Raw genomic sequence first — 17,245 nt, 5'->3', positions numbered from 1 at the left:
ACCGTGCAGCACAGCATCCTCGACGGCACCGCTGCCGACACCTTCCCGTCCGCCGCCCCCGCACCGTCACCGAGTCGCACGCTCGTCCGCGACTGCATGAGCCGCCCCGGTATCGCGGTCACCCCCGGCACCGACTTCGCCACCGTCGCCGCCGTGTTGAGCGCCTCCCGCCGCGGCATCGTGCCGGTGGTGACCACGGACGGCACCGTCGCCGGCGTGGTCGCCGCCTCCGACCTCCTGGCCGCCTACGCCGAGCAGGATCCGCGGCAGGAACTGCTCGCCCGCGACCTCATGACCGTTCCGGCCGTCACCGTCACCGAGGACGCGAGCGCCACCGAAGCGGTGGCCCAGGTCGCCGAGCACTCCTTGCACCACCTGCCCGTCGTGGACGGTGACGGCCGCCTGGCCGGTCTGCTCTCCACCCACGACCTGCTCGACGCCCTGTGCCGCGAGGACGAGGCCATCCGCTCCGAGGCGCTCGCCCTCGCCCTCACCCCGGGCAGCGGAGTCGTTCCGGGCTCGTTGCACATCCGCTGTGAACGCGGCGTGGTGTCGGTGACCGGCCGCACCCGCGCACGTAGTGACTCCGCCGCCCTGTGCCTCCAGATAGCCCGCATCGACGGACTCAACGCCCTCGCCGACCACCTGACGTGGGACATCGACGACAGCGGGCAGCCGTCGTCAGGCTGACGGCCGTCGGCCGGCCGGGACTCGGACACCGGCCTGGCGGCCCTGTTGCGGACCTGGCCCGACCAGGGTGTGGTCGCCGCTGCGGCCGGCGAGGTGGTCCCGGACGTTCTGCACGGGCGCGGCGATGATCCGGTCCACCGCGTCGCGGGTGAAGTACGCCTGGTGCGAGGTGACCTCGACGTTGCGGAACGTCATCAGGCGCGCGCGTGTCGTCCGTCATGACCTCCAGCGACTTCTGGAGTGTGCCGGCGTCCGCCGTCATGGCCACCTCCAGCAGGGGGTGCGAGGTCCTTCCCATGGTCCTTGCCGTCCGGCCGCGCTGTTCTGGGCCGGACCGGCCCCTGGGGTAGGACCGTCCGGCCCTGTGCGGCCGTCGCCGGCCGACGGACAGTGAAGACGGGGCCGCCCGAGGAGGAGTGAGGACCATGTCGCACCGCAGCGTCAACGACGTGATGACCCGAGAAGTCGTCACCGCCCGGCCCGACACACCGTTCAAGGAGGTTGCGGCGCTGTTCCACCGCAACGACGTCACCGCCATCCCGGTGATCGACGACCAGGGACGGCCGCTCGGCCTGGTGTCCGAGGCCGACCTGATCCGCAAGGAGGCCGTCCTGCCGGACCCGGAGGGCCGCTACCCGGGCCGCTGGCTGGACGGGAAGGACCGCGCCCGCGCCGAGGCGGAGACCGCCGGCGGGCTGATGACCAGCCCCGCCGTCACCGCCCGGCCGGGCTGGTCGGTGCCGGAGGCCGCGCGCGCCATGGACAAGCACCGGGTCAAGCGCCTGCCCGTGGTCGACGAGGTCGGCCGCCTGGTCGGCATCGTCAGCCGCCGGGACCTGCTGCAGGTCTTCCTGCGCCATGACGCCGCCATCCGCGACGAGATCAACCACGACGTGCTCGGCCAGACCCTCTGGCTCACCCCCGGCGACATCGAGGTCACGGTGCACAACGGCGTGGTCACGCTGAACGGACGGCTGCCGCGTCGCAGCCTGATCCCGGTCACCGAACGGCTCTGCCGGGCGGTGGACGGTGTGGTCGCCGTCCACGCCACCCTCGACTGGACCGAGGACGACACCGAGCCGGCCCTCGAACACCCCCGCGCCTACCGCGCGGCGTCGTAGGAGGCCCACGATGACCAGCACACCGAGCGCTGTCTCCGACGTCATGACCCACGCCGTGGTCGCCGTCGGCCGCGACGCGGACTTCCGCGAGATCGCCGAGACCCTGCAGCGCTGGCGGGTCAGCGCCGTCCCCGTACTGACCGGCGACGGCCGCGTGGTCGGGGTGGTCTCCGAGGCCGACCTGCTCACCGCCCGCGACCGCGACGGCGAGCGCGCCGAAGCCCTGACCGCGGGGCGGATGATGTCCGTCCCCGCCGTCACGGTGCACCCCGGCAGCCCGCTCAACGAGGCCGCGCGGGCGATGGCCCGTGGCCACCTCAAGCGGCTCCCGGTGGTCGACGAGGAGGACTACCTGGTCGGCATCGTCAGCCGTGGCGATCTGCTGAAGGTCTACCTCGGTGACGACCGCGAACTCGCCGACCGGGTCCGCTTCGAGCTCGTCGCCGTCCTCGGCCCGAGCGCCGCGGTGGACACCGACGTCCGTTCCGAGAACGGCCGGATCACCCTCACCGGCGGCCTGCCGGACACCCTCTCCGCCGCCGTCCTGGAGCGCCTGGTGCGCTCCGTGCCGGGTGTGGCCGGCGTCGAGCTCCGGCTCACCGCCCCGGCCTGACCGGGGAGGCCCCATGGCCACGTTCGTGCTGGCCGCTGTCGACGGTTCGCCCGAGAGCCTCGCCGCCGCCGGCTGGGCCGCCGACGAGGCCGTCCGCCGCGGGCTGCCGCTGCACCTGGTGTACGCCTGGCCCTGGCCGCAGCACGCGGCGCCCGGACTGCCCGGCGTGAGCGAGGCCCGCGGCCTGGCAGTCTCGATGCTGGCGGACGCGGCCGAAAGGGCACGGGCGGACCACCCCGGGCTGACGGTGGACGTCGCCCTGGTGGACGAGCCCGCGCCCGCCGGGATCACGGCAGCCGCGGCCTCGGCCGAGCTGCTGGTGCTCGGCCGTACCGGGCACCACCTGGGGCCGGTCACGAGGACGGTGATCCACGACGCCCGGTGCCCGGTCGTCGTGGTGCCGCACGCCTGACACGGTGCGCCGGGCCGCGCGGGCGCGCAGAATCGGTGGTGTCACGCCCGCGCACCCCCCTCGGAGCCTGCCATGGACGCGCCCCAGCCCGTACGCGTCTTCCTGCTGGACGATCACGAAGTGGTCCGCCGGGGCGTCCGCGACCTGCTGGAAGCCGAGGAGGACATCGAGGTCGTCGGCGAGGCCGGCAGCTGCGCCCAGGCCCTCGCCCGGGTACCCGCGCTGCGTCCGGACGTCGCCGTGCTCGACGTCCGGCTCCCGGACGGCGACGGCGTCACCGTGTGCCGGGAGCTGCGGGACCGGATGCCCGGCCTGGTCTGCCTGATGCTGACCTCCTTCGACGACGACGACGCCCTCCTCGACGCGATCATGGCCGGCGCGGCCGGCTACGTCCTCAAGCAGGTCAAGGGCGCCGACCTGGTCAGTGCCGTCCGCACGGTGGCCTCCGGCCAGTCCATGCTCGACCCGGCCACCACCCACAAGCTGATGGAGAGCCTGCGCCACCACGAGGAGAACGAGACCGACGCCGCCCTCGCCGGGCTCACCCCGCGCGAACGGGAGATCCTCGCCCTGGTGGGCGAGGGCAGGACGAACCGCCAGATCGGCCAGCAGCTGTACCTCGCCGAGAAGACGGTGAAGAACCACGTCTCGCGGCTGCTCGCCAAGCTGGGCGTCGAGCGTCGGCTCCAAGCGGCCGTCCTCGCCGCCCACGCCGAGCCCGAGCAGCAGCACCACCAGCGCCCGCACTGAGCCACCGCACGGGGCCCGTCCGGGCCCCGAGGTGGTGCCGAACGGCCCAAGCGGCACGCCGTTCCCCCGTCGCACGGTGGAGGTGTTCGACCTCCCGTCACGGTTGAGGAGACGGCGATGACGTACTGGACCGACGGCTCGGGCATCGGCCTGATGAGCGTGAGCATGCAGCCCTTCCGAGCGCTCGTGGTTCTCGGAGTGGTCGCGCTCGTCCGGCATCCGGGCGGCCGGTCGACCCCGCGCAGCCCGTCAGCCCCGGTGCATCCTGTGGCACCGCCGCAGCTGACCTCTGCGCAACGACTGCTCGCCGAGCGCCTCGCCCGCGGCGAGATCGACCCCGACGAGTACCGCACTCGCCTGGACACCCTGCGCGGCGGCAACCCGCCGGCCTCCGGCTGACCCCGCCAGATCACGCCCCCTTGGAGGCGGTCGTGCCCACTCTCGCCCTCGACGCCACCACGCTGGAGAAGCTCGTCTCCGCGGCGGTCGCGGCGCCCTCGATCCACAACAGCCAGCCCTGGCGCTTCCGGCTCCAGCCCGACACCTCGACCCTGGAAGTCTGGGCCGACCGCAGCCGGACCGTCCCGGCGGCGGATCCCCAGGGACGTGCTCTGCACATCTCCGTCGGTACGGCCGTCCTCAACCTGCGGATCGCCGCCCGCCACCTCGGCTGGGCGCCCGAGGTACGCCTGTTGCCCGACCCGGGCACACCGGACCTGTTCGCCACCGTCCAGCTGGACACCCCGGCCGCCGCGCCCGTCCGTGGCATCGGCGAGTTGTACGAGGCGATCTGGCACCGGCACTCCACCCGGACACCGTTCACCGACAAGCCCGTTCCTCCGGCCGTCCTCGACGAACTCGTCACCACCGCCCGGTCCGAGGAAGCCCTGCTCCACCTGCCCGACCACGAGGAGACCGCCCGGCTGCTGCACCTCACCGCCGAGGCCGAACGCCGCAACACCACCGACGAGCCCCAGCGCACCGAGAGCCGCAGCTGGATCCGCACCGGTGACGCGTCGCCCTACGGCATCCCGGCCACCGCCCTCGGCCCCCAGGATCGATCCGGCCACCTGCCGATGCGCGACTTCGCCGCCATCCGCGCCGCCGAACACCAAGCCCCCGCCGCCTTCGAAGCCGAGCCGCGCATCGCCGTCCTCGCCACCGGGCACGACACCCCCGGGGACTGGCTGCGCGCCGGCCTCGCCCTCGAACACGTCCTGCTCGCCGCCACCGTCCACGGCGTCCGCACCTCCCTGCTGCACCAGGCCATGGAATGGCCCTACCTGCGCTGGGAGGCCCGTGACCCGCACCAGGGCCCGGGCTACGTCCAGATGCTGATCCGCCTCGGCTACGGCCCCGGGGGCGCGCCCACTCCCCGTCTGGGCCCCGGCGACGTGCTGGAGCAGCCCTGATGCCTATCCGTCGGGCAGGGGAACGCGCCACACCAGTTCGGTGCCGCCCTCCTGGCGGGCACGGGCGGTGAAGGTGCCGCCGAATCCGGCGGCGCGGTCGGCCAGGTTGGCGAGCCCGCTGCGGCGGCCGCCCTCGGGAAGGCCGATACCGTCGTCGGTGACCGTCAGGGTCAGCTCTCTGTCGGCGACCAACGAGATCTCGACGGTGTCGGCCCCGGCATGGCGGGCAGCATTGGACAGCGCCTCCTCCAGAACGGCGACGACCGCCTCCGCGATCTCCGGCGGCACGGTGACGTCGAGCAGGCCGCTCATCCGCAGCGCCGGGGCGAAGCCGAGCGAACGGGCGGCGCGTTCGACCACCTCGACCACGCGGGTGCGCAGTCCGGACGCCGCCGGCCCGCTCTCACGCAGACGCAGGCCGAAGATGGTGGCGCGGATGGTCTTGGCCGTCTCGTCCAGGTCGTCGATCGCGCGCAGGACGCGGTCGGTCGCCTCGGGGTGCTCGATGAAGCGGGTCGCGCCCTGGAGGGTCATGCCGGTGGCGAAGAGGCGTTGGATGGCGAGGTCGTGCAGGTCTCGGGCGATCCGGTCGCGTTCCTGCAGCAGCGCGATCTGCTCCGAGTCGCGGCGCCGTTCGGCGAGTTCCATCGCGACCGCCGCCTGGCCGGCGAAGCCGAGCAGGGGCCTGGCCTCGTCCTCCTCGAACAGCGGCGCGCCGGCGGCGCGGGCCAGCAACAGCACGCCCCGGATCCCGCGCTCGGAGGTGCCGACGGGCACTGCCAGGGCCGGGCCGAGGCCCTGGAAGCGCGGCGGACCGGCCGTGATCCGGGGATCCGTCTGGACGTCCGGGCTCATCACGAGCCCGCCGGTGCGGAAGGCCGCTCCCATGAAGGAGCCTTCGACCGGCAGCACCAGACCGCGGTGTTCCCGCTCACCGAGGCCGACGGCGATCCTCATCTCCAGTTCGCCGGTCTCCGGCAGCGGTACGGCCACGACCGCGAGGTCGGCGCCGGCGATCTCCGTCGCCCGGGCGAGCAGCAGGTCCATGACCTCCTGCTCCGCGCTGCCCGACAGCAGACTGCTGGTCACCTCGGCGCTCGCCTCCAGCCAGCGCTGCCGCTGCCGGGCACGGTCGTACAACCGGGCGTTGTCGATGGCGACGCCGGCGGCGACGGCGAGGGTGGCGAGGACGGACTCGTCCTCGGCGTCGAAGTCGCCACCGCCGCGTTTCTCGGTCAGGTAGAGGTTGCCGAACACCTTGTCCCGGATCCGGATCGGCACCCCCAGGAAGCTGCGCATCGGCGGGTGGTTGGCCGGGAAGCCGTAGGAGGCCGGATGGTCGGAGATCCGGCTGAGCCGCAGCGGCTCGGGGCGGCGGATCAGCTCGCCGAGGATGCCGTGCCCGGACGGCAGGTTGCCGATCAGCTTGACCTGGTTCTCGGTGACTCCGACCGGGATGAACTGCGACAGCCGCTGGTCCTCGCCGATCACCCCGAGCGCGCCGTACTCGGCGTCCACCAGGGTGACGGCCGCCTCCACGATGTGCTGCAGGGCCTGGGCCAGCTCCAGGTCGCGCCCGACCGCCAGGACCGCCTCCAGCAGGCTGTGCACCCGGTCCCGCGTGCCCCGGGCCGCGTCCAACCGGGCCTGGAGCTCCTCCAGCAGCTCGTCCAGCCGCAGCTTCGGAACGGGCGAGCCCGTCGCCGATGCGCTGGTCTCCGACGCGCTGCCCAAGGGATCCTCCCTGGCTCGCCCCCCTGCCCACAGACCAGCGTAGGCGCGCCCGCCGTGGCACGTCGGGCGAAAGGGGTCCATCGGCCCAGTGCGAGCACCCCACCAGCCCCCTGGCAGCGGGCACCGGCGCGGAGAACGCTGGAAGGGCGAACGGAACCGATCCGGCTCCGCCGCCCGAGAGGAGCCCCCGCAGCCATGAAAGCGCTCACCTACCACGGACCCGGCCGCCGCACCTGGGGCGATGCCCCCGATCCGGCCGTCCGCGATCCCGAGGACGCCGTCGTCCGGGTCGACGCGGTCACCATCTGCGGCACCGACCTGCACATCCTCAAGGGCGACGTCCCCGAGGTCACCGACGGCCGCATCCTCGGCCACGAAGCCGTCGGCACCGTCACCGAGAGCGGACCGGGCGTGCGCACCGTCACGGCCGGCGACCGCGTCCTGATCTCCTGCATCTCCGCCTGCGGCCGCTGCGCCTACTGCCGCACCGCGGCCTACGGCCAGTGCACCGGCGGAGGCGGCTGGATCCTCGGCCACCTGATCGACGGCTGCCAGGCCGAGTACGTCCGCACCCCCTTCGCCGACACCTCCCTGTACACGCTGCCCGACGGTGTCCGGGACGAGGACGCCCTGCTGCTCGCGGACATCCTGCCCACCTCCTACGAGGTCGGCGTCCGCAACGGCCGCCTCGGACCGGGTGACACCGTCGCCATCGTCGGCGCCGGGCCGATCGGCCTCGCCGCCGTTCTCACCGCCCGGCTCTACAGCCCCTCCCGCATCATCGCGATCGACCTCGCCCAGAGCCGCCTCGACGCCGCCAAGCGGTTCGGCGCCGACACGACCCTCACCGCCGCCGAAGCCAGCCCGGAGGCCGTGCGGGCGCTCACCCGGGACGGGCTCGGCGTGGACGTCGCCATCGAGGCCGTCGGCGTGCCCGAGTCCTTCGAACTGTGCACCCGACTGGTGCGCCCCGGCGGCAGAGTGGCCAACGTCGGCGTGCACGGCAAGCCTGCGGTACTTCACCTGGAAGACCTCTGGATCCGCGACGTCACCATCACCACCGGCCTGGTCGACACCCACAGCACCCCGCTGCTGCTCGACATGCTTGCGGTCGGCCGACTGGACGTCGGCGGCCTGGTCACGCACCGCTTCGGGTTGGACGAGATGCAGGACGCCTACGACGTCTTCGCCGACGCGGCCGACACCGGCGCGCTCAAGGTCGCTCTCTTCCGGACGTGACCCGCCATGGACGGAGGAATCGCCACCATGGACGGAGGAGTCGCCGCCATGACCGCACACCCTGACCCCGTCGCCATCGCCCGCCGGATCGTCCAACGCCGTGACCAACTCGGCCTGAGCGAAGGCACACTGGCCTACCGGGCGAACATGGCACCGGCCTATCTGCGTCAACTCCTGCAGACCGGACCTCAACTCGATCCGCCCGCCTTCGTCCGGATCGCCACCGCGCTCGGGACGAGCTGGCCGGAGCTGCTGACCGGACACCGCCCCGACGCGCCACCGGGACAGGCCGACGCCGACCCGCGCCCGCTGTTCCACCTGACCGAGCCGCAGTGCTGGGAACTCGTCGGCACCCACGGCGTGGGCCGCGTCGGCCTGCCCGTCGGACCGGCACCCGCCGTTCTCCCGGTCAACTACGCGGTGGACGCCCGAACGATCGTCTACCGCACCTCCCCCAGGGGCACCGCCGCCCCGGCCGAGGGCTCGCCCGCCTCGTTCCAGGTCGACCACATCGACGACCACCGCAGCGACGGCTGGAGCGTCCTGATGCTCGGCGAGGCCCACCACGTCGACGACCCGGAGGAGCAACAGCGGCTCACGGCGCTACCGGGCGCCACACCGTGGGCCGGCGGCTCCCGCCCGCTGTGGGTACGCATCCGGCCCGCCGAGGTCACCGGGCGCAGGATCGGCGCGGGCTGAAGGTCCCGCCGGGGTGTCGGCGGCGGGACCACCGGTGATGTCCAGGTGCATCACGTCCGGGCCCTTGCTGATCTCGGCCGTGCCGGATGGCCGCCGTCCGACTGGGCGCGCGTCATGCTCGACCGGCGGTGCAAGCCCTCGTGGCCTGCGCTGCCTGCCGTGACCGCATCCACGAGGCCTTCCTCAAGCCGGCCTGTTGTGTGATCGCTTACCGACGCGTCCGAGCCTGTGTCAGCTCCTCTGGCCCGATCGTCTGTCCGGTCCGTGACAAGTCCTCGACGGACCGACGGCCGGCGCTCCCGCCCACCCCCGTAGGTCGGGAGCGCCCCGCCGGTCGGCCCGGTTCCCCGGGGCCGCCGTACTGTTCGGGCGCTTACGGCCCGCCGGCTCCAACCGGTGTCACGGGATCGGCGTCCGCCGCGTCCGCTTCCCGAACCGCACGTTCCCGCCCCCAGGTTGGCAGCGGCGGGCTCCCCCGCCGCGCGACGATCATAATCGCCAGGGAGGGAAAACGGCACCTCCCGGGCGGGACCGGACGGCACGGGCGGTCAGCGGAGGGTAGTGACTTCGCGTCAGGGGGTGGACCGTCGGTCGCTCTCGTCCGTACCGAGCTGCCGGTAGGCGGCGGCCACGGAGAGCATCCAGGCGATCTCCTCGCGCGGCGTGCGGCCGCCGGTGGTGGCGGCCAGGGCCGCGGGCGGGGCGGGGGCGGGGAGGGCCCTGGCCCGGTGCCGGACGGCGGTGCGCAGCCAGCGGGCCTCGACCCGGGCGAGGTCCCCGTCGCCGGCCGACGTGGAGGCGGCTCCGGCCGTCGGACCGACCCCGGCCGTCGGACCGTCCACGGCCGTCGAGGCGGCCTCGGGCACCGGGGTGTCCTCTCGCAGCACCAGGGCCGCGTCCCGGATGGCGAAGGCCCGGTGGGCGAGTTCGACCGAGCGGTCGCGGACGGTCAGCAGATCCCGCAGCCGGCTGCTCGGGGTGCCGAGCACCACCTGCGGGACGGCGGCCACCACGTCAGCCCAGAGCGGGTGCAGCCGCCACAGCGCGTACTGGTCGCGCAGGTAGCCCATCAGGGTCCGGGCGGGCGGGACGGTGACGCCGAGGACGAGCAGCACCAGCATGAGCGCGGGCAGCAGCTCGCTGACCGTGTCCTGCAGCGGTACGGGCTTGCCGTCGGCGTCGAACTCCGTCGCGTTGCCGCTGGTGATGATGAAGTGGTAGCGGTAGAGCGCATAGGCCAGGCCGGTGGCCCCGGACGCGGCCAGGCAGGTCAGCCCGGCCCGCAGCGCCCCGGGCGGGACGGCCTCCCGGTTCGACCAGAACAGCACCATCGCCCGGGCGCCGGCCAGCGCGAAGACGGTGTCGAAGACGCAGAGGTAGACCTTGACCCCTGGTTCGCCGAAGTGTGCGTCGATGCCGAAGGCGCCGTCGGCGTCGTGCGGGAGGGCGAAGACGAACAGCAGGGTCAGGGCGAGGCCCGCGGCCAGGGTGAGCAGCAGTCGCACGCGCGCGGCGCCCGGCCGCTCCGGGCGCCGCCGGACCGCCTGGACGTACTCCAGCAGGAAGTACGCCGCGGCGACTCCGGCGAGGTGCTTGAGCAGTTGGGTGACGTCCCGGATGCCGGTGACCTCGCCGAGTGCCCGCTCGACGGACGCCGGACGGCAGCTGAGCCCGAGGGCGATCGCGGTGAAGGCCGCCCACAGCGCGCGGTTGGCCCGGGAAACGAAGGCCGAGGGCGCCCGCCAGATGACGACGGCCCAGATCAGTGTGGGCATCAGCCAGGTGAACAGGGGGCGCATCAGGGCCTCCTCCACCGGGGCTGGCGGATCGGGTGCAGCAGGCTCGCGGCGAGGCGGTCGGAGTCGGGGCTCGGGTCGGTGGTGGCGTCGACCAGGTCGGCCAGCAGCAGGGCGATCATCTCGGCCTCCTGCTCGTCGGCGGTCTGGTAGCTCGTCCGGCCCGCGCCCATCAGCTGGGCGATCAGCTCGGGCGTCAGGTCGGGCAACAGGGCGGTCAGCCGGGTGAGTTCGAGGGTGCCGGTGTGGCCGCACAGGACGTGGCCGAGTTCGTGCAGTTTGATCAGGTCCTGGTGGGCCGGGCTGGTGCGCTCCTCGTAGTAGACGACGTCGATGCTGGGCAGCGCGATCCACAGGCCGCAGGGGAGGTCGGGGCCGAGCGCGGGCAGCGGCTCCATGACGATGCGTCGGCCCCGCCGGCGTTCCAGCGCGGCACGGAAGCCCTCGACGGTGAAGGGGGCGGGCAGGCTCAGGCCGGACAGCCGCTGTTCGCAACGTCGGCGCAGGCCGCGGGGGAAGACCAAGGCGAGGGTGTTCCTTAGGGGCGGGGGCGTTCTACGGGTGCGGGTCCGGGGGCGGCACGGCGCGCACCCGTCGTCTTTCCGTCGGCGGGAGCGGCATGCCGGCCGTCCTGGCCCACCGGGCCCTCCCCCGCGGCGTCCTGTTCGAGCTTCCGGAGGTTGTCGGCGAGCGAGAGCAGCACCCGCAGGCTTCCGTCGGAGAGCGCCGAGGCCCGCCTGACCAGGTTGACCACTCCGTCATTGCCCAGCGCCTGCCTCAACTCGGCGACCCGTTCCAGCTGTTCGAGCTGCTCGTCGACCACGGCGGCCTTGGCGTCGTCCAGGAAGTAGCTGGCGCCGGCGCCGATCCCGAAGCCCCGGCCCAGCCAGTCGAGGGTGTCCACGGTCGGGTTGCAGGCCTGGCCCTTCTGGTTCAGACCGAGGTGGAGGTTGCGGACGGTGTCGCGGGAGATGACGTCCCGGCCGGCCAGGCGGTTGATCCGGTCGGCGAGTTCACGGTAGGCCGGGGGGCGTCCGCCCGACCTCGCCGCCTCACGGGCCATCAGCCGGTCCAGTCGGCGGGCGATGGCCGAGGCGCGCTCCCCCGGCTGCTCGGACCCGCCCGTTCCGTCGCCCGCTGCCGTCTTCGCCATCTGCGTCCCCCCTCCGCGGCCTGCCACTTTACCGTCGGTGCCCGACCGGACGGTAGCCGAGGCGGCGCAGGGGCGGTGACGGCCCGGGAGGGCCCGGGAGGTCAGCGGCTGTCAGCGGCCCGGGTGGTGGACGAAGCGGTAGGTGTCGCGGTCGAGTTCGGTGACCTGGACGCCGATCGCGGCCGGGACGGCGATGTGCGCGCCCAGCACGTCGCGCACCCGGGCGGTCAGTTCGGCGCGCTGGGCGGTGCTCCGGCCGGCCAGGATCTTGATCTCCACCAGCACCAGGGCCTCACCGCTCGTACCGTCACCGACGGTGTGGTGCGGGACCGGTCGGAACAGGGTCTTGCACTCCGGCACGGTGGTGTCGATCACCTCGGTGACCGCCTTGTGCAGCTCGGCGGCCAGTCCGGCCCGGTCGAGGGCGAGTTCGGCCGAGTGGTCGACCAGGATCTGCGGCACGGGTTCCTCCGGTTCGTACGGGCGGGCAGCGCGCCGACCCTACCGCGCCCTGACACCGGGCCGCCCTGTGCCCGGGAACGCGAGCGGGCCCCGGCACGCCGTGGGTTCCGGCGGCCGGGGCCCGGCGGGGCGGTGGGTGCGGTCAGCAGCCGAAGTCGATCAGGCGGAAGGTCGCGTAGTGGTCGCTGGTGTAGTAGTCCTCCTGGTATCGCTGGCCGGTGACGATCCGGCGGGTGCCGCGGGTCGGCGCACCGGGGGTCACCACGGTGTACTCGTGGTAGTAGCCGGAGCGCTGGGCCGGCAGCACGCCCTCCTTGTTGGTGAACACCACGCCGTCCTGGCGGTACGGGAACGGGCCGCCCTTGGCGATCAGGCCGAGGGTGGTCCGGGCCTGGGACGGCAGGGCGGAGACGCACACCTTGCCGCTCACCGCGGCCTGCGCCCCGGTGGCGACGGCGACGGGCGCCAGGGTGGCCAGGGAGAGGACGGCGACGGCGACGGCACGGGACTTCCACGCGCGTAGAGTTCGGGTCATGCCCACCAGGATGGCGAGCCCCGGGGCTCCCCGGAAGCCACGTTCGGAGTCTTCATCTCCGGTCAACTCGCTGTATCCGCCGATGACTTCAACCGGCAGGCCGGCCGCCGTCGCGGTCCGGTGAAGCAGCGCCGCGTCCGGAGAAGGCCCCAACTGGTCGGCGCCACACGGCGGATACCGGCCGGGCCGCACCGGGTCGGCGGCAGAATCGACCCCATGCGCATCCTGATCGTCACCACCGGCTCCCGCGGAGACGTCGCACCGTTCACCGGACTGGGCCGGCGACTGGTGGACGCCGGGCACCGGGTCTCGGTGCTCGCCCACCCGACCTTCGCCACCCTGATCGAGTCCTGCGGGCTGGAGTTCCGGTCGCTCCCGGGGGACCCCAGGGAGTTCGTCCTCGGCCGGTCGCGGGCGACCTCCCCGGAGGAGACCCGGGCACTGGCGACCGCGTTCGTGAACGGGCTCGCCGACGGCGTGACGGACGCCGTGGCGGGCGGGGCCGACCTGCTGCTCACCGCCTTCGCCCCGTCGCCTCTCGCCCTCACCGCGGGCGAGGCCCTCGGCGTGCCCGTGCTCGGCACCTACCTCACACCCGCCTTCGCCACCGCGCGGTTCCCCCTGCCCGGCCCCGCCGGCACCGGTGACCTCGGGCCGGCGGGCAACCTCGCCGCCGGCCGGGAACGGCTGCGCAGTGCGGAGCGGCTGTTCTCCGGAGCCGTGGCGCGGATGCGCGAGCGCCTCGGCCTGCCCGGCACGGCCGCGCCGGAACCGCTCGGGCACACCCGGCCGGTCGTCCACGGCTACAGCCCGCTGCTGGAGCCGCGCCCGGCGGACTGGCCGGCACCGGTGGAGGTGTCGGGCTTCTGGTGGCCCGCCCGGCCGCTGGGCCGGCGGCCGCCGGCCGAACTGGTCGACTTCCTCCAGGCCGGGCCCGCTCCGGTGTTCATCGGTTTCGGCAGCATGGCGCCGGACGAGGGCGAGCGGCTCGGTGAGCTGGTGACGGCGGCGGTGCGGCGGGCGGGTGTGCGCGCGGTGGTCCAGGCGGGCTGGGCCGGGCTGACGGCGGCGGGTGACGGCATCCTCTCCGTCGGCGACCTGCCCCATGACTGGCTGTTCCCCCGCACGGCCGCCGTCGTCCACCACGCCGGGGCCGGGACCACCGGCGCCGCGCTGCGGGCCGGGGTCCCCGCCGTGCCGGTGCCCGTGATGATCGACCAGCCGTTCTGGGCGGCGCGGCTGCACGGGCTGGGGGTGGCACCGGAGACCGTGCCCTTCACGGAGCTCACCGCCGAACGCCTCGCCGCCGCGATCACGGCCGCGCTGGCCGAGCCGGTCCGCCGACGGGCGGCCGAGCTCGCCGGGGCCGTCGCGGGCGAGGACGGCGCCGGGGCCGTCCTCGCCCATGTCGACCGGCTCAGCGGGGGCCCTCGCCGCTGAGCCCGGCCCGGCCCGACTCGGGTCGGGCCGGGCCGCTGCGGAGAGTCAGCCGCGGGGCAGCACCAGGGACTGCACCGTCGGGAGCTTGCGCCAGTCGCTGGACACGATGCTGGCGTGCGCCCGGGCCAGCTGCTCGGTCCGGGCCCGCGCCTGGTCGGCGGTCGGGTCGGTGGCGCTGATCTGCGGCGCGACGTTCTGGGCGTCCGTCATCACCACCAGGTAGTGGGAGCGGTCGTACCAGGCGGTGTCGATGCCGTTGAGATAGGTGGCGGCGTCGCCGTCGAAGACCACGAACCAGGGGCGGATCCCGGCGTCCGCGCCGGTGTACTTGCTGCGCGGGTCACCGGCCGCCGCGCCGTGCACGGCCGGGAACAGCTGGGCCTGGCCGATCCGCCCGGCCGCGGCGAGGTCGCGCAGGTGCCGTCCGTACTCGACGTCGGTGTGCAGGGTGTCGAAGGGGTTGTTCTCCTCGACCGTCCCCGGTATCGCGTAGAGCAGGACCCGCCCGGCGAGGGCGGAACGGCTCGGCCAGTTGCCCGCCCGCACGGCCTCGTCGACGGTGGCGTACGAGCCGCCGCCGGGCTTGGCCAGCAGGTCGGCCGGGCGCAGCACCGCGTCGCCGAGGTGCGCGGCGATCAGTGCGTCGAGCTGGTCGGGGCCCATCCCCATGTTGGCCGCGAAGCCGCCCTTCAGCTCCAGCTTGACCACCAGCGGTCCGGCGGCCGGGTGGGCGCCGAGCCAGACCCGGATGTCGTCGAGGCAGTGCTCCAGGTTCTTGTTGGTGCCGCCGCCGTAGAGCTGGCCCGGGTTGTCGGCGGCGGTGCAGTTGTTGGAGTTGCCGAGCGGGTTGGAGTGGCTGACCTTCCACTCCTTGGTGATGACGTCGGTCCAGAGGTCGAGCTCGATCATGCCGGTGCCGGTGTCCAGGCTCTGGGCGAGGTACTGGTAGGCGGCCGGGTCGTAGGTGTTGTGCAGGCCGACGGTGGTGGCCGAGCCGAACGGCAGGTCGCCCGCGCCGGTGTCGGCGGCCGCCGGGGCCGCGGTCGGCACCAGGGCGGCGGCACCGGCGAGCAGGCCCGCGGCCAGGAGGCCGGACAGGGCGCGGCCGGAAGTCGTGCGGCGGGCGGCCGTACGGCCTGAGGTCATGCGGCGTGCGGTCATCGGAATCGTTCCCCCCGGGGTCGGTCGTGGCGGCCGCCCGTGCGCGCCGCCGGAGGCAGCATCGCCCGGCGGGGCGTGCGCCTCGTGAAGAAGGCACGACAATAGCGTGACGACTTCTCCACCCCTGCCCCGGCCCTCCCCCGCCCGCGGCCGCCACGCCCCATCGGTGACGGAACGTCAGGTTTGTCGGACCCGGGCGCTAGGGTCTGTCCCGCGAGCGGACGGCCGGACGGGGTGGCGTGGCGGACGGTCGCGAGTCGCCGTATTCAACGAAGAGCAGTGGAGGCAGCACCGTGTCCCTGGTCCGGGTCCACAACTTCTCGATCTCCCTCGACGGCTACGGCACCGGCGAGGGCCAGAGCCTGGAGAGCCCCTTCGGGCACGCCACCGACCGGCTGCACAGGTGGTTCTTCGGCACCCGCACCTTCCGGCGGATGCACGGCAAGGAGGGCGGCAGCACCGGGCTGGACGACGTGATGGCCCGCACCTGGGGCGACGACATCGGCGCGGAGATCATGGGCCGCAACAAGTTCGGCCCGCAGCGCGGGCCCTGGGAGGACGAGGACTGGCAGGGCTGGTGGGGGGCGAACCCGCCCTTCCACACCCCGGTCTTCGTGCTCACCCACCACCCGCGCCCCAGCCTGGAGATGGAGGGCGGGACGGCCTTCCACTTCATCGACGCCACCCCCGAGGAGGCCCTGCGGCAGGCCCGGGAGGCGGCCGGCGGCAAGGACGTCCGGATCGGCGGCGGCCCGCGCACCGTTCGGGCCTTCCTGGAGGCCGACCTGATCGACCACCTGCACGTGGTCGTGGTGCCGATCGTGCTCGGGCGGGGCGAGTCGCTCTGGGCCGGACTCGAAGGGCTGGAGGAGCGCTTCGACACCGAGGCGGTGACCGGCCCGAGCGGCGTCACCCACCTCACCTTCACCCGCCGGGGCACTGCGTGACGGTCACCGGTCCCGCTGACCGCTGACCGCACCGCGTGAAGGCCGACGTGAAGGCCGACGGGCGGCCTCCTCTCACCCACACGAGGAGACCGCCCGTCGGTCCGGGGTCCGGTCGGACCGGGTCAGGCCCGGCCGGACCGGAATGACCCGGTCAGCCCCGGTCAGACCCGGTCGGCCGCGATCAGCACGTACTGGAAGGAGCCGTCCTTGTAGGACTCGATGAACGCCTCCTCGATGCCGGTGACCAGCGAGGTGGTGTTCCGCAGCTCCCAGTAGGGCAGGGTGTCCGGGGTCAGGTCGATGACGGCCTGCGGCACCAGGCGGTTGTCGGCCATCGCCCGCAGGTACTCGCGGCGGGAGTGGATGTTGCACTCGAAGTGCGCGTTGATCTGCGAGACCCACTTCGACGGCTGCCCGTACTTCGGGTTCCAGCAGCCGGTGATGGTCACGTACCGGCCGCCGACCGCCAGCACCCGGGAGTGCTCGGCGAACAGGTCGTGCAGGTCGACGTACATGCTGGACTCGTTGTTCCAGGAACCGGCGACGGAACCGTTCTCCAGGGGCATGTCCAGCATGTTGGCGACCCGGGAGCGGACGAAGTCGCCGATGCCCAGCTCGGCGGCGCGCTTGTTGCCGAAGTCGGCCTGCTGGCTGGAGAGGGTCAGGCCCTCGACCCGGCAGCCGAAGCGCTGGTGGGCCATGACCATCGAGCCGCCGCGGCCGCAGCCCGCGTCGAGCAGCGTGGACTCGGCCCGGATGTCGCCGAGGTGGTCGAGCAGGACGTCGGCCTGGGCGGACTCCAGGCGGTGCAGCTCGGCGATGACCTTCTTCTCGCGCTCGCTGTCCGCCGGGTCGCCGATCGCCTCCTGGTCGATCTCGCCGATGCCGTAGTGGTGGTGGTAGAGGCCGTCGACGTCGCCCAGGCGCAGGTTGACCGGACGTGCCTCGTGGTCCCAGTAGCGCGCGATGTCGCCCTGGTACGGAGTCGCCGGGCCGGGGATGGCACTGCCGGGGGTGGTGATGTCGTCGGTCAGGGACATGGGGGTCAACTCCGGGTTTCTCATTGGTGGTTATCAGGACA

Annotated in this window: 19 protein-coding genes and 1 pseudogene; 11 read left to right on the top strand and 9 right to left on the bottom strand. The window is 73.6% G+C overall.

What is annotated here, in order from left to right:
• Positions 1 to 3: 3 nt before the first annotated feature.
• A complete protein-coding gene (locus tag ACIRVF_RS05065) occupies positions 4 to 690 on the top strand; it encodes an HPP family protein (protein ID WP_402813843.1) in 687 nt (228 codons plus the stop codon).
• Here the strand turns inward: ACIRVF_RS05065 and ACIRVF_RS05060 are convergent.
• Positions 682 to 925 (bottom strand): annotated as a pseudogene (locus tag ACIRVF_RS05060) (hypothetical protein); the annotation flags it as partial. The gene ACIRVF_RS05065 and the pseudogene ACIRVF_RS05060 overlap by 9 nt on opposite strands.
• 190 nt (positions 926 to 1,115) lie before the next feature.
• On the opposite strand from ACIRVF_RS05060, the gene ACIRVF_RS05055 reads away from it, so the two are divergent.
• The 6 genes from ACIRVF_RS05055 to ACIRVF_RS05030 all read left to right on the top strand — a co-directional run bounded on the left by ACIRVF_RS05055 (position 1,116) and on the right by ACIRVF_RS05030 (position 4,998).
• Positions 1,116 to 1,811, top strand: a complete 696-nt coding sequence (locus tag ACIRVF_RS05055; RefSeq protein WP_402813842.1) for a CBS domain-containing protein — start codon at positions 1,116 to 1,118, stop codon at positions 1,809 to 1,811.
• 10 nt (positions 1,812 to 1,821) lie between these two features.
• The gene (locus ACIRVF_RS05050) at positions 1,822 to 2,424 is read left to right on the top strand and encodes a CBS domain-containing protein (RefSeq protein ID WP_402813839.1); all 603 of its coding nucleotides are present in this window, start codon (positions 1,822 to 1,824) and stop codon (positions 2,422 to 2,424) included.
• Positions 2,425 to 2,437: 13 nt separating this feature from the next.
• Positions 2,438 to 2,836: a universal stress protein gene (locus ACIRVF_RS05045; protein ID WP_402813836.1), complete on the top strand. Its 399-nt coding sequence runs from the start codon at positions 2,438 to 2,440 to the stop codon at positions 2,834 to 2,836.
• Between the two features lie 72 nt (positions 2,837 to 2,908).
• Positions 2,909 to 3,586: a response regulator gene (locus tag ACIRVF_RS05040; protein ID WP_402813833.1), complete on the top strand. Its 678-nt coding sequence runs from the start codon at positions 2,909 to 2,911 to the stop codon at positions 3,584 to 3,586.
• A 117-nt stretch (positions 3,587 to 3,703) separates the two neighbouring features.
• Positions 3,704 to 3,985 (top strand): hypothetical protein, encoded by a 282-nt coding sequence (locus tag ACIRVF_RS05035; protein WP_402813830.1) that lies wholly within the window; start codon positions 3,704 to 3,706, stop codon positions 3,983 to 3,985.
• Between the two features lie 32 nt (positions 3,986 to 4,017).
• Entirely contained in the window at positions 4,018 to 4,998 is a 981-nt protein-coding gene (locus tag ACIRVF_RS05030; RefSeq protein ID WP_402813828.1) for an Acg family FMN-binding oxidoreductase, read from the top strand.
• 3 nt (positions 4,999 to 5,001) lie between these two features.
• Here ACIRVF_RS05030 and ACIRVF_RS05025 read toward each other — a convergent pair whose 3' ends face one another.
• Complete coding sequence (locus ACIRVF_RS05025; protein ID WP_402813825.1) at positions 5,002 to 6,813, bottom strand: GAF domain-containing protein; 1,812 nt, start codon at positions 6,811 to 6,813, stop codon at positions 5,002 to 5,004.
• Between the two features lie 114 nt (positions 6,814 to 6,927).
• On the opposite strand from ACIRVF_RS05025, the gene ACIRVF_RS05020 reads away from it, so the two are divergent.
• Together ACIRVF_RS05020 and ACIRVF_RS05015 are read left to right on the top strand one after the other, a co-directional pair.
• Complete coding sequence (locus ACIRVF_RS05020; RefSeq protein WP_402813822.1) at positions 6,928 to 7,971, top strand: zinc-dependent alcohol dehydrogenase family protein; 1,044 nt, start codon at positions 6,928 to 6,930, stop codon at positions 7,969 to 7,971.
• A gap of 48 nt (positions 7,972 to 8,019) precedes the next feature.
• The gene (locus ACIRVF_RS05015) at positions 8,020 to 8,670 is read left to right on the top strand and encodes a helix-turn-helix domain-containing protein (RefSeq protein WP_402813820.1); all 651 of its coding nucleotides are present in this window, start codon (positions 8,020 to 8,022) and stop codon (positions 8,668 to 8,670) included.
• Positions 8,671 to 9,242: 572 nt separating this feature from the next.
• Here ACIRVF_RS05015 and ACIRVF_RS05010 read toward each other — a convergent pair.
• From ACIRVF_RS05010 to ACIRVF_RS04990, 5 genes are all read right to left on the bottom strand, one after another.
• The gene (locus ACIRVF_RS05010; RefSeq protein ID WP_402813818.1) at positions 9,243 to 10,469 is read right to left on the bottom strand and encodes an MAB_1171c family putative transporter; all 1,227 of its coding nucleotides are present in this window, start codon (positions 10,467 to 10,469) and stop codon (positions 9,243 to 9,245) included.
• Positions 10,469 to 10,990, bottom strand: coding sequence for a hypothetical protein (locus ACIRVF_RS05005; protein ID WP_402813816.1), 522 nt, complete (start codon positions 10,988 to 10,990; stop codon positions 10,469 to 10,471). The genes ACIRVF_RS05010 and ACIRVF_RS05005 overlap by 1 nt, the downstream gene beginning before the upstream one ends.
• Positions 10,991 to 11,004: 14 nt before the next feature.
• Positions 11,005 to 11,619: a hypothetical protein gene (locus tag ACIRVF_RS05000; protein ID WP_402813813.1), complete on the bottom strand. Its 615-nt coding sequence runs from the start codon at positions 11,617 to 11,619 to the stop codon at positions 11,005 to 11,007.
• Positions 11,620 to 11,730: 111 nt separating this feature from the next.
• Positions 11,731 to 12,081 (bottom strand): 5-carboxymethyl-2-hydroxymuconate Delta-isomerase, encoded by a 351-nt coding sequence (locus ACIRVF_RS04995; protein ID WP_402813811.1) that lies wholly within the window; start codon positions 12,079 to 12,081, stop codon positions 11,731 to 11,733.
• A gap of 142 nt (positions 12,082 to 12,223) precedes the next feature.
• Entirely contained in the window at positions 12,224 to 12,616 is a 393-nt protein-coding gene (locus ACIRVF_RS04990) for a ribonuclease domain-containing protein (RefSeq protein ID WP_402813808.1), read from the bottom strand.
• A gap of 216 nt (positions 12,617 to 12,832) precedes the next feature.
• Here ACIRVF_RS04990 and ACIRVF_RS04985 point away from each other — a divergent pair, with 216 nt between their 5' ends.
• Positions 12,833 to 14,056, top strand: coding sequence for a glycosyltransferase (locus ACIRVF_RS04985; protein WP_402813805.1), 1,224 nt, complete (start codon positions 12,833 to 12,835; stop codon positions 14,054 to 14,056).
• A 45-nt stretch (positions 14,057 to 14,101) separates the two neighbouring features.
• On the opposite strand, the gene ACIRVF_RS04980 is transcribed toward ACIRVF_RS04985, so the two are convergent.
• Entirely contained in the window at positions 14,102 to 15,217 is a 1,116-nt protein-coding gene (locus tag ACIRVF_RS04980) for a phosphatidylinositol-specific phospholipase C domain-containing protein (protein ID WP_402813802.1), read from the bottom strand.
• Positions 15,218 to 15,510: 293 nt separating this feature from the next.
• On the opposite strand from ACIRVF_RS04980, the gene ACIRVF_RS04975 reads away from it, so the two are divergent.
• Positions 15,511 to 16,164, top strand: a complete 654-nt coding sequence (locus tag ACIRVF_RS04975) for a dihydrofolate reductase family protein (protein ID WP_402813800.1) — start codon at positions 15,511 to 15,513, stop codon at positions 16,162 to 16,164.
• Positions 16,165 to 16,325: 161 nt separating this feature from the next.
• Here the strand turns inward: ACIRVF_RS04975 and ACIRVF_RS04970 are convergent, their stop codons facing one another.
• Positions 16,326 to 17,204, bottom strand: coding sequence for a geranyl diphosphate 2-C-methyltransferase (locus ACIRVF_RS04970; RefSeq protein WP_402813798.1), 879 nt, complete (start codon positions 17,202 to 17,204; stop codon positions 16,326 to 16,328).
• Between the last annotated feature and the right edge of the window lie 41 nt (positions 17,205 to 17,245).

This window comes from Kitasatospora sp. NPDC101157 (assembly GCF_044768255.1).
Taxonomy (GTDB): domain Bacteria; phylum Actinomycetota; class Actinomycetes; order Streptomycetales; family Streptomycetaceae; genus Kitasatospora.
Note: the sequence above shows the minus strand (reverse complement) of the source record. Positions and strands in the feature narration are given on the sequence as shown.

What these genes read in the sequence shown, in the direction of transcription:
- ACIRVF_RS05010 (WP_402813818.1), bottom strand. Translation starts at nt 10,469, where the DNA reads ATGCGCCCCCTGTTCACCTGGCTGATGCCCACACTGATCTGGGCCGTC.
- ACIRVF_RS04985 (WP_402813805.1), top strand. Translation starts at nt 12,833, where the DNA reads ATGCGCATCCTGATCGTCACCACCGGCTCCCGCGGAGACGTCGCACCG.
- ACIRVF_RS05050 (WP_402813839.1), top strand. Translation starts at nt 1,822, where the DNA reads ATGACCAGCACACCGAGCGCTGTCTCCGACGTCATGACCCACGCCGTG.
- ACIRVF_RS05015 (WP_402813820.1), top strand. Translation starts at nt 8,020, where the DNA reads ATGACCGCACACCCTGACCCCGTCGCCATCGCCCGCCGGATCGTCCAA.
- ACIRVF_RS04970 (WP_402813798.1), bottom strand. Translation starts at nt 17,204, where the DNA reads ATGTCCCTGACCGACGACATCACCACCCCCGGCAGTGCCATCCCCGGC.
- ACIRVF_RS05020 (WP_402813822.1), top strand. Translation starts at nt 6,928, where the DNA reads ATGAAAGCGCTCACCTACCACGGACCCGGCCGCCGCACCTGGGGCGAT.
- ACIRVF_RS05045 (WP_402813836.1), top strand. Translation starts at nt 2,438, where the DNA reads ATGGCCACGTTCGTGCTGGCCGCTGTCGACGGTTCGCCCGAGAGCCTC.
- ACIRVF_RS04980 (WP_402813802.1), bottom strand. Translation starts at nt 15,217, where the DNA reads ATGACCGCACGCCGCATGACCTCAGGCCGTACGGCCGCCCGCCGCACG.
- ACIRVF_RS05025 (WP_402813825.1), bottom strand. Translation starts at nt 6,813, where the DNA reads ATGGACCCCTTTCGCCCGACGTGCCACGGCGGGCGCGCCTACGCTGGT.
- ACIRVF_RS05035 (WP_402813830.1), top strand. Translation starts at nt 3,704, where the DNA reads ATGACGTACTGGACCGACGGCTCGGGCATCGGCCTGATGAGCGTGAGC.
- ACIRVF_RS04990 (WP_402813808.1), bottom strand. Translation starts at nt 12,616, where the DNA reads ATGACCCGAACTCTACGCGCGTGGAAGTCCCGTGCCGTCGCCGTCGCC.
- ACIRVF_RS05040 (WP_402813833.1), top strand. Translation starts at nt 2,909, where the DNA reads ATGGACGCGCCCCAGCCCGTACGCGTCTTCCTGCTGGACGATCACGAA.
- ACIRVF_RS05055 (WP_402813842.1), top strand. Translation starts at nt 1,116, where the DNA reads ATGTCGCACCGCAGCGTCAACGACGTGATGACCCGAGAAGTCGTCACC.
- ACIRVF_RS05000 (WP_402813813.1), bottom strand. Translation starts at nt 11,619, where the DNA reads ATGGCGAAGACGGCAGCGGGCGACGGAACGGGCGGGTCCGAGCAGCCG.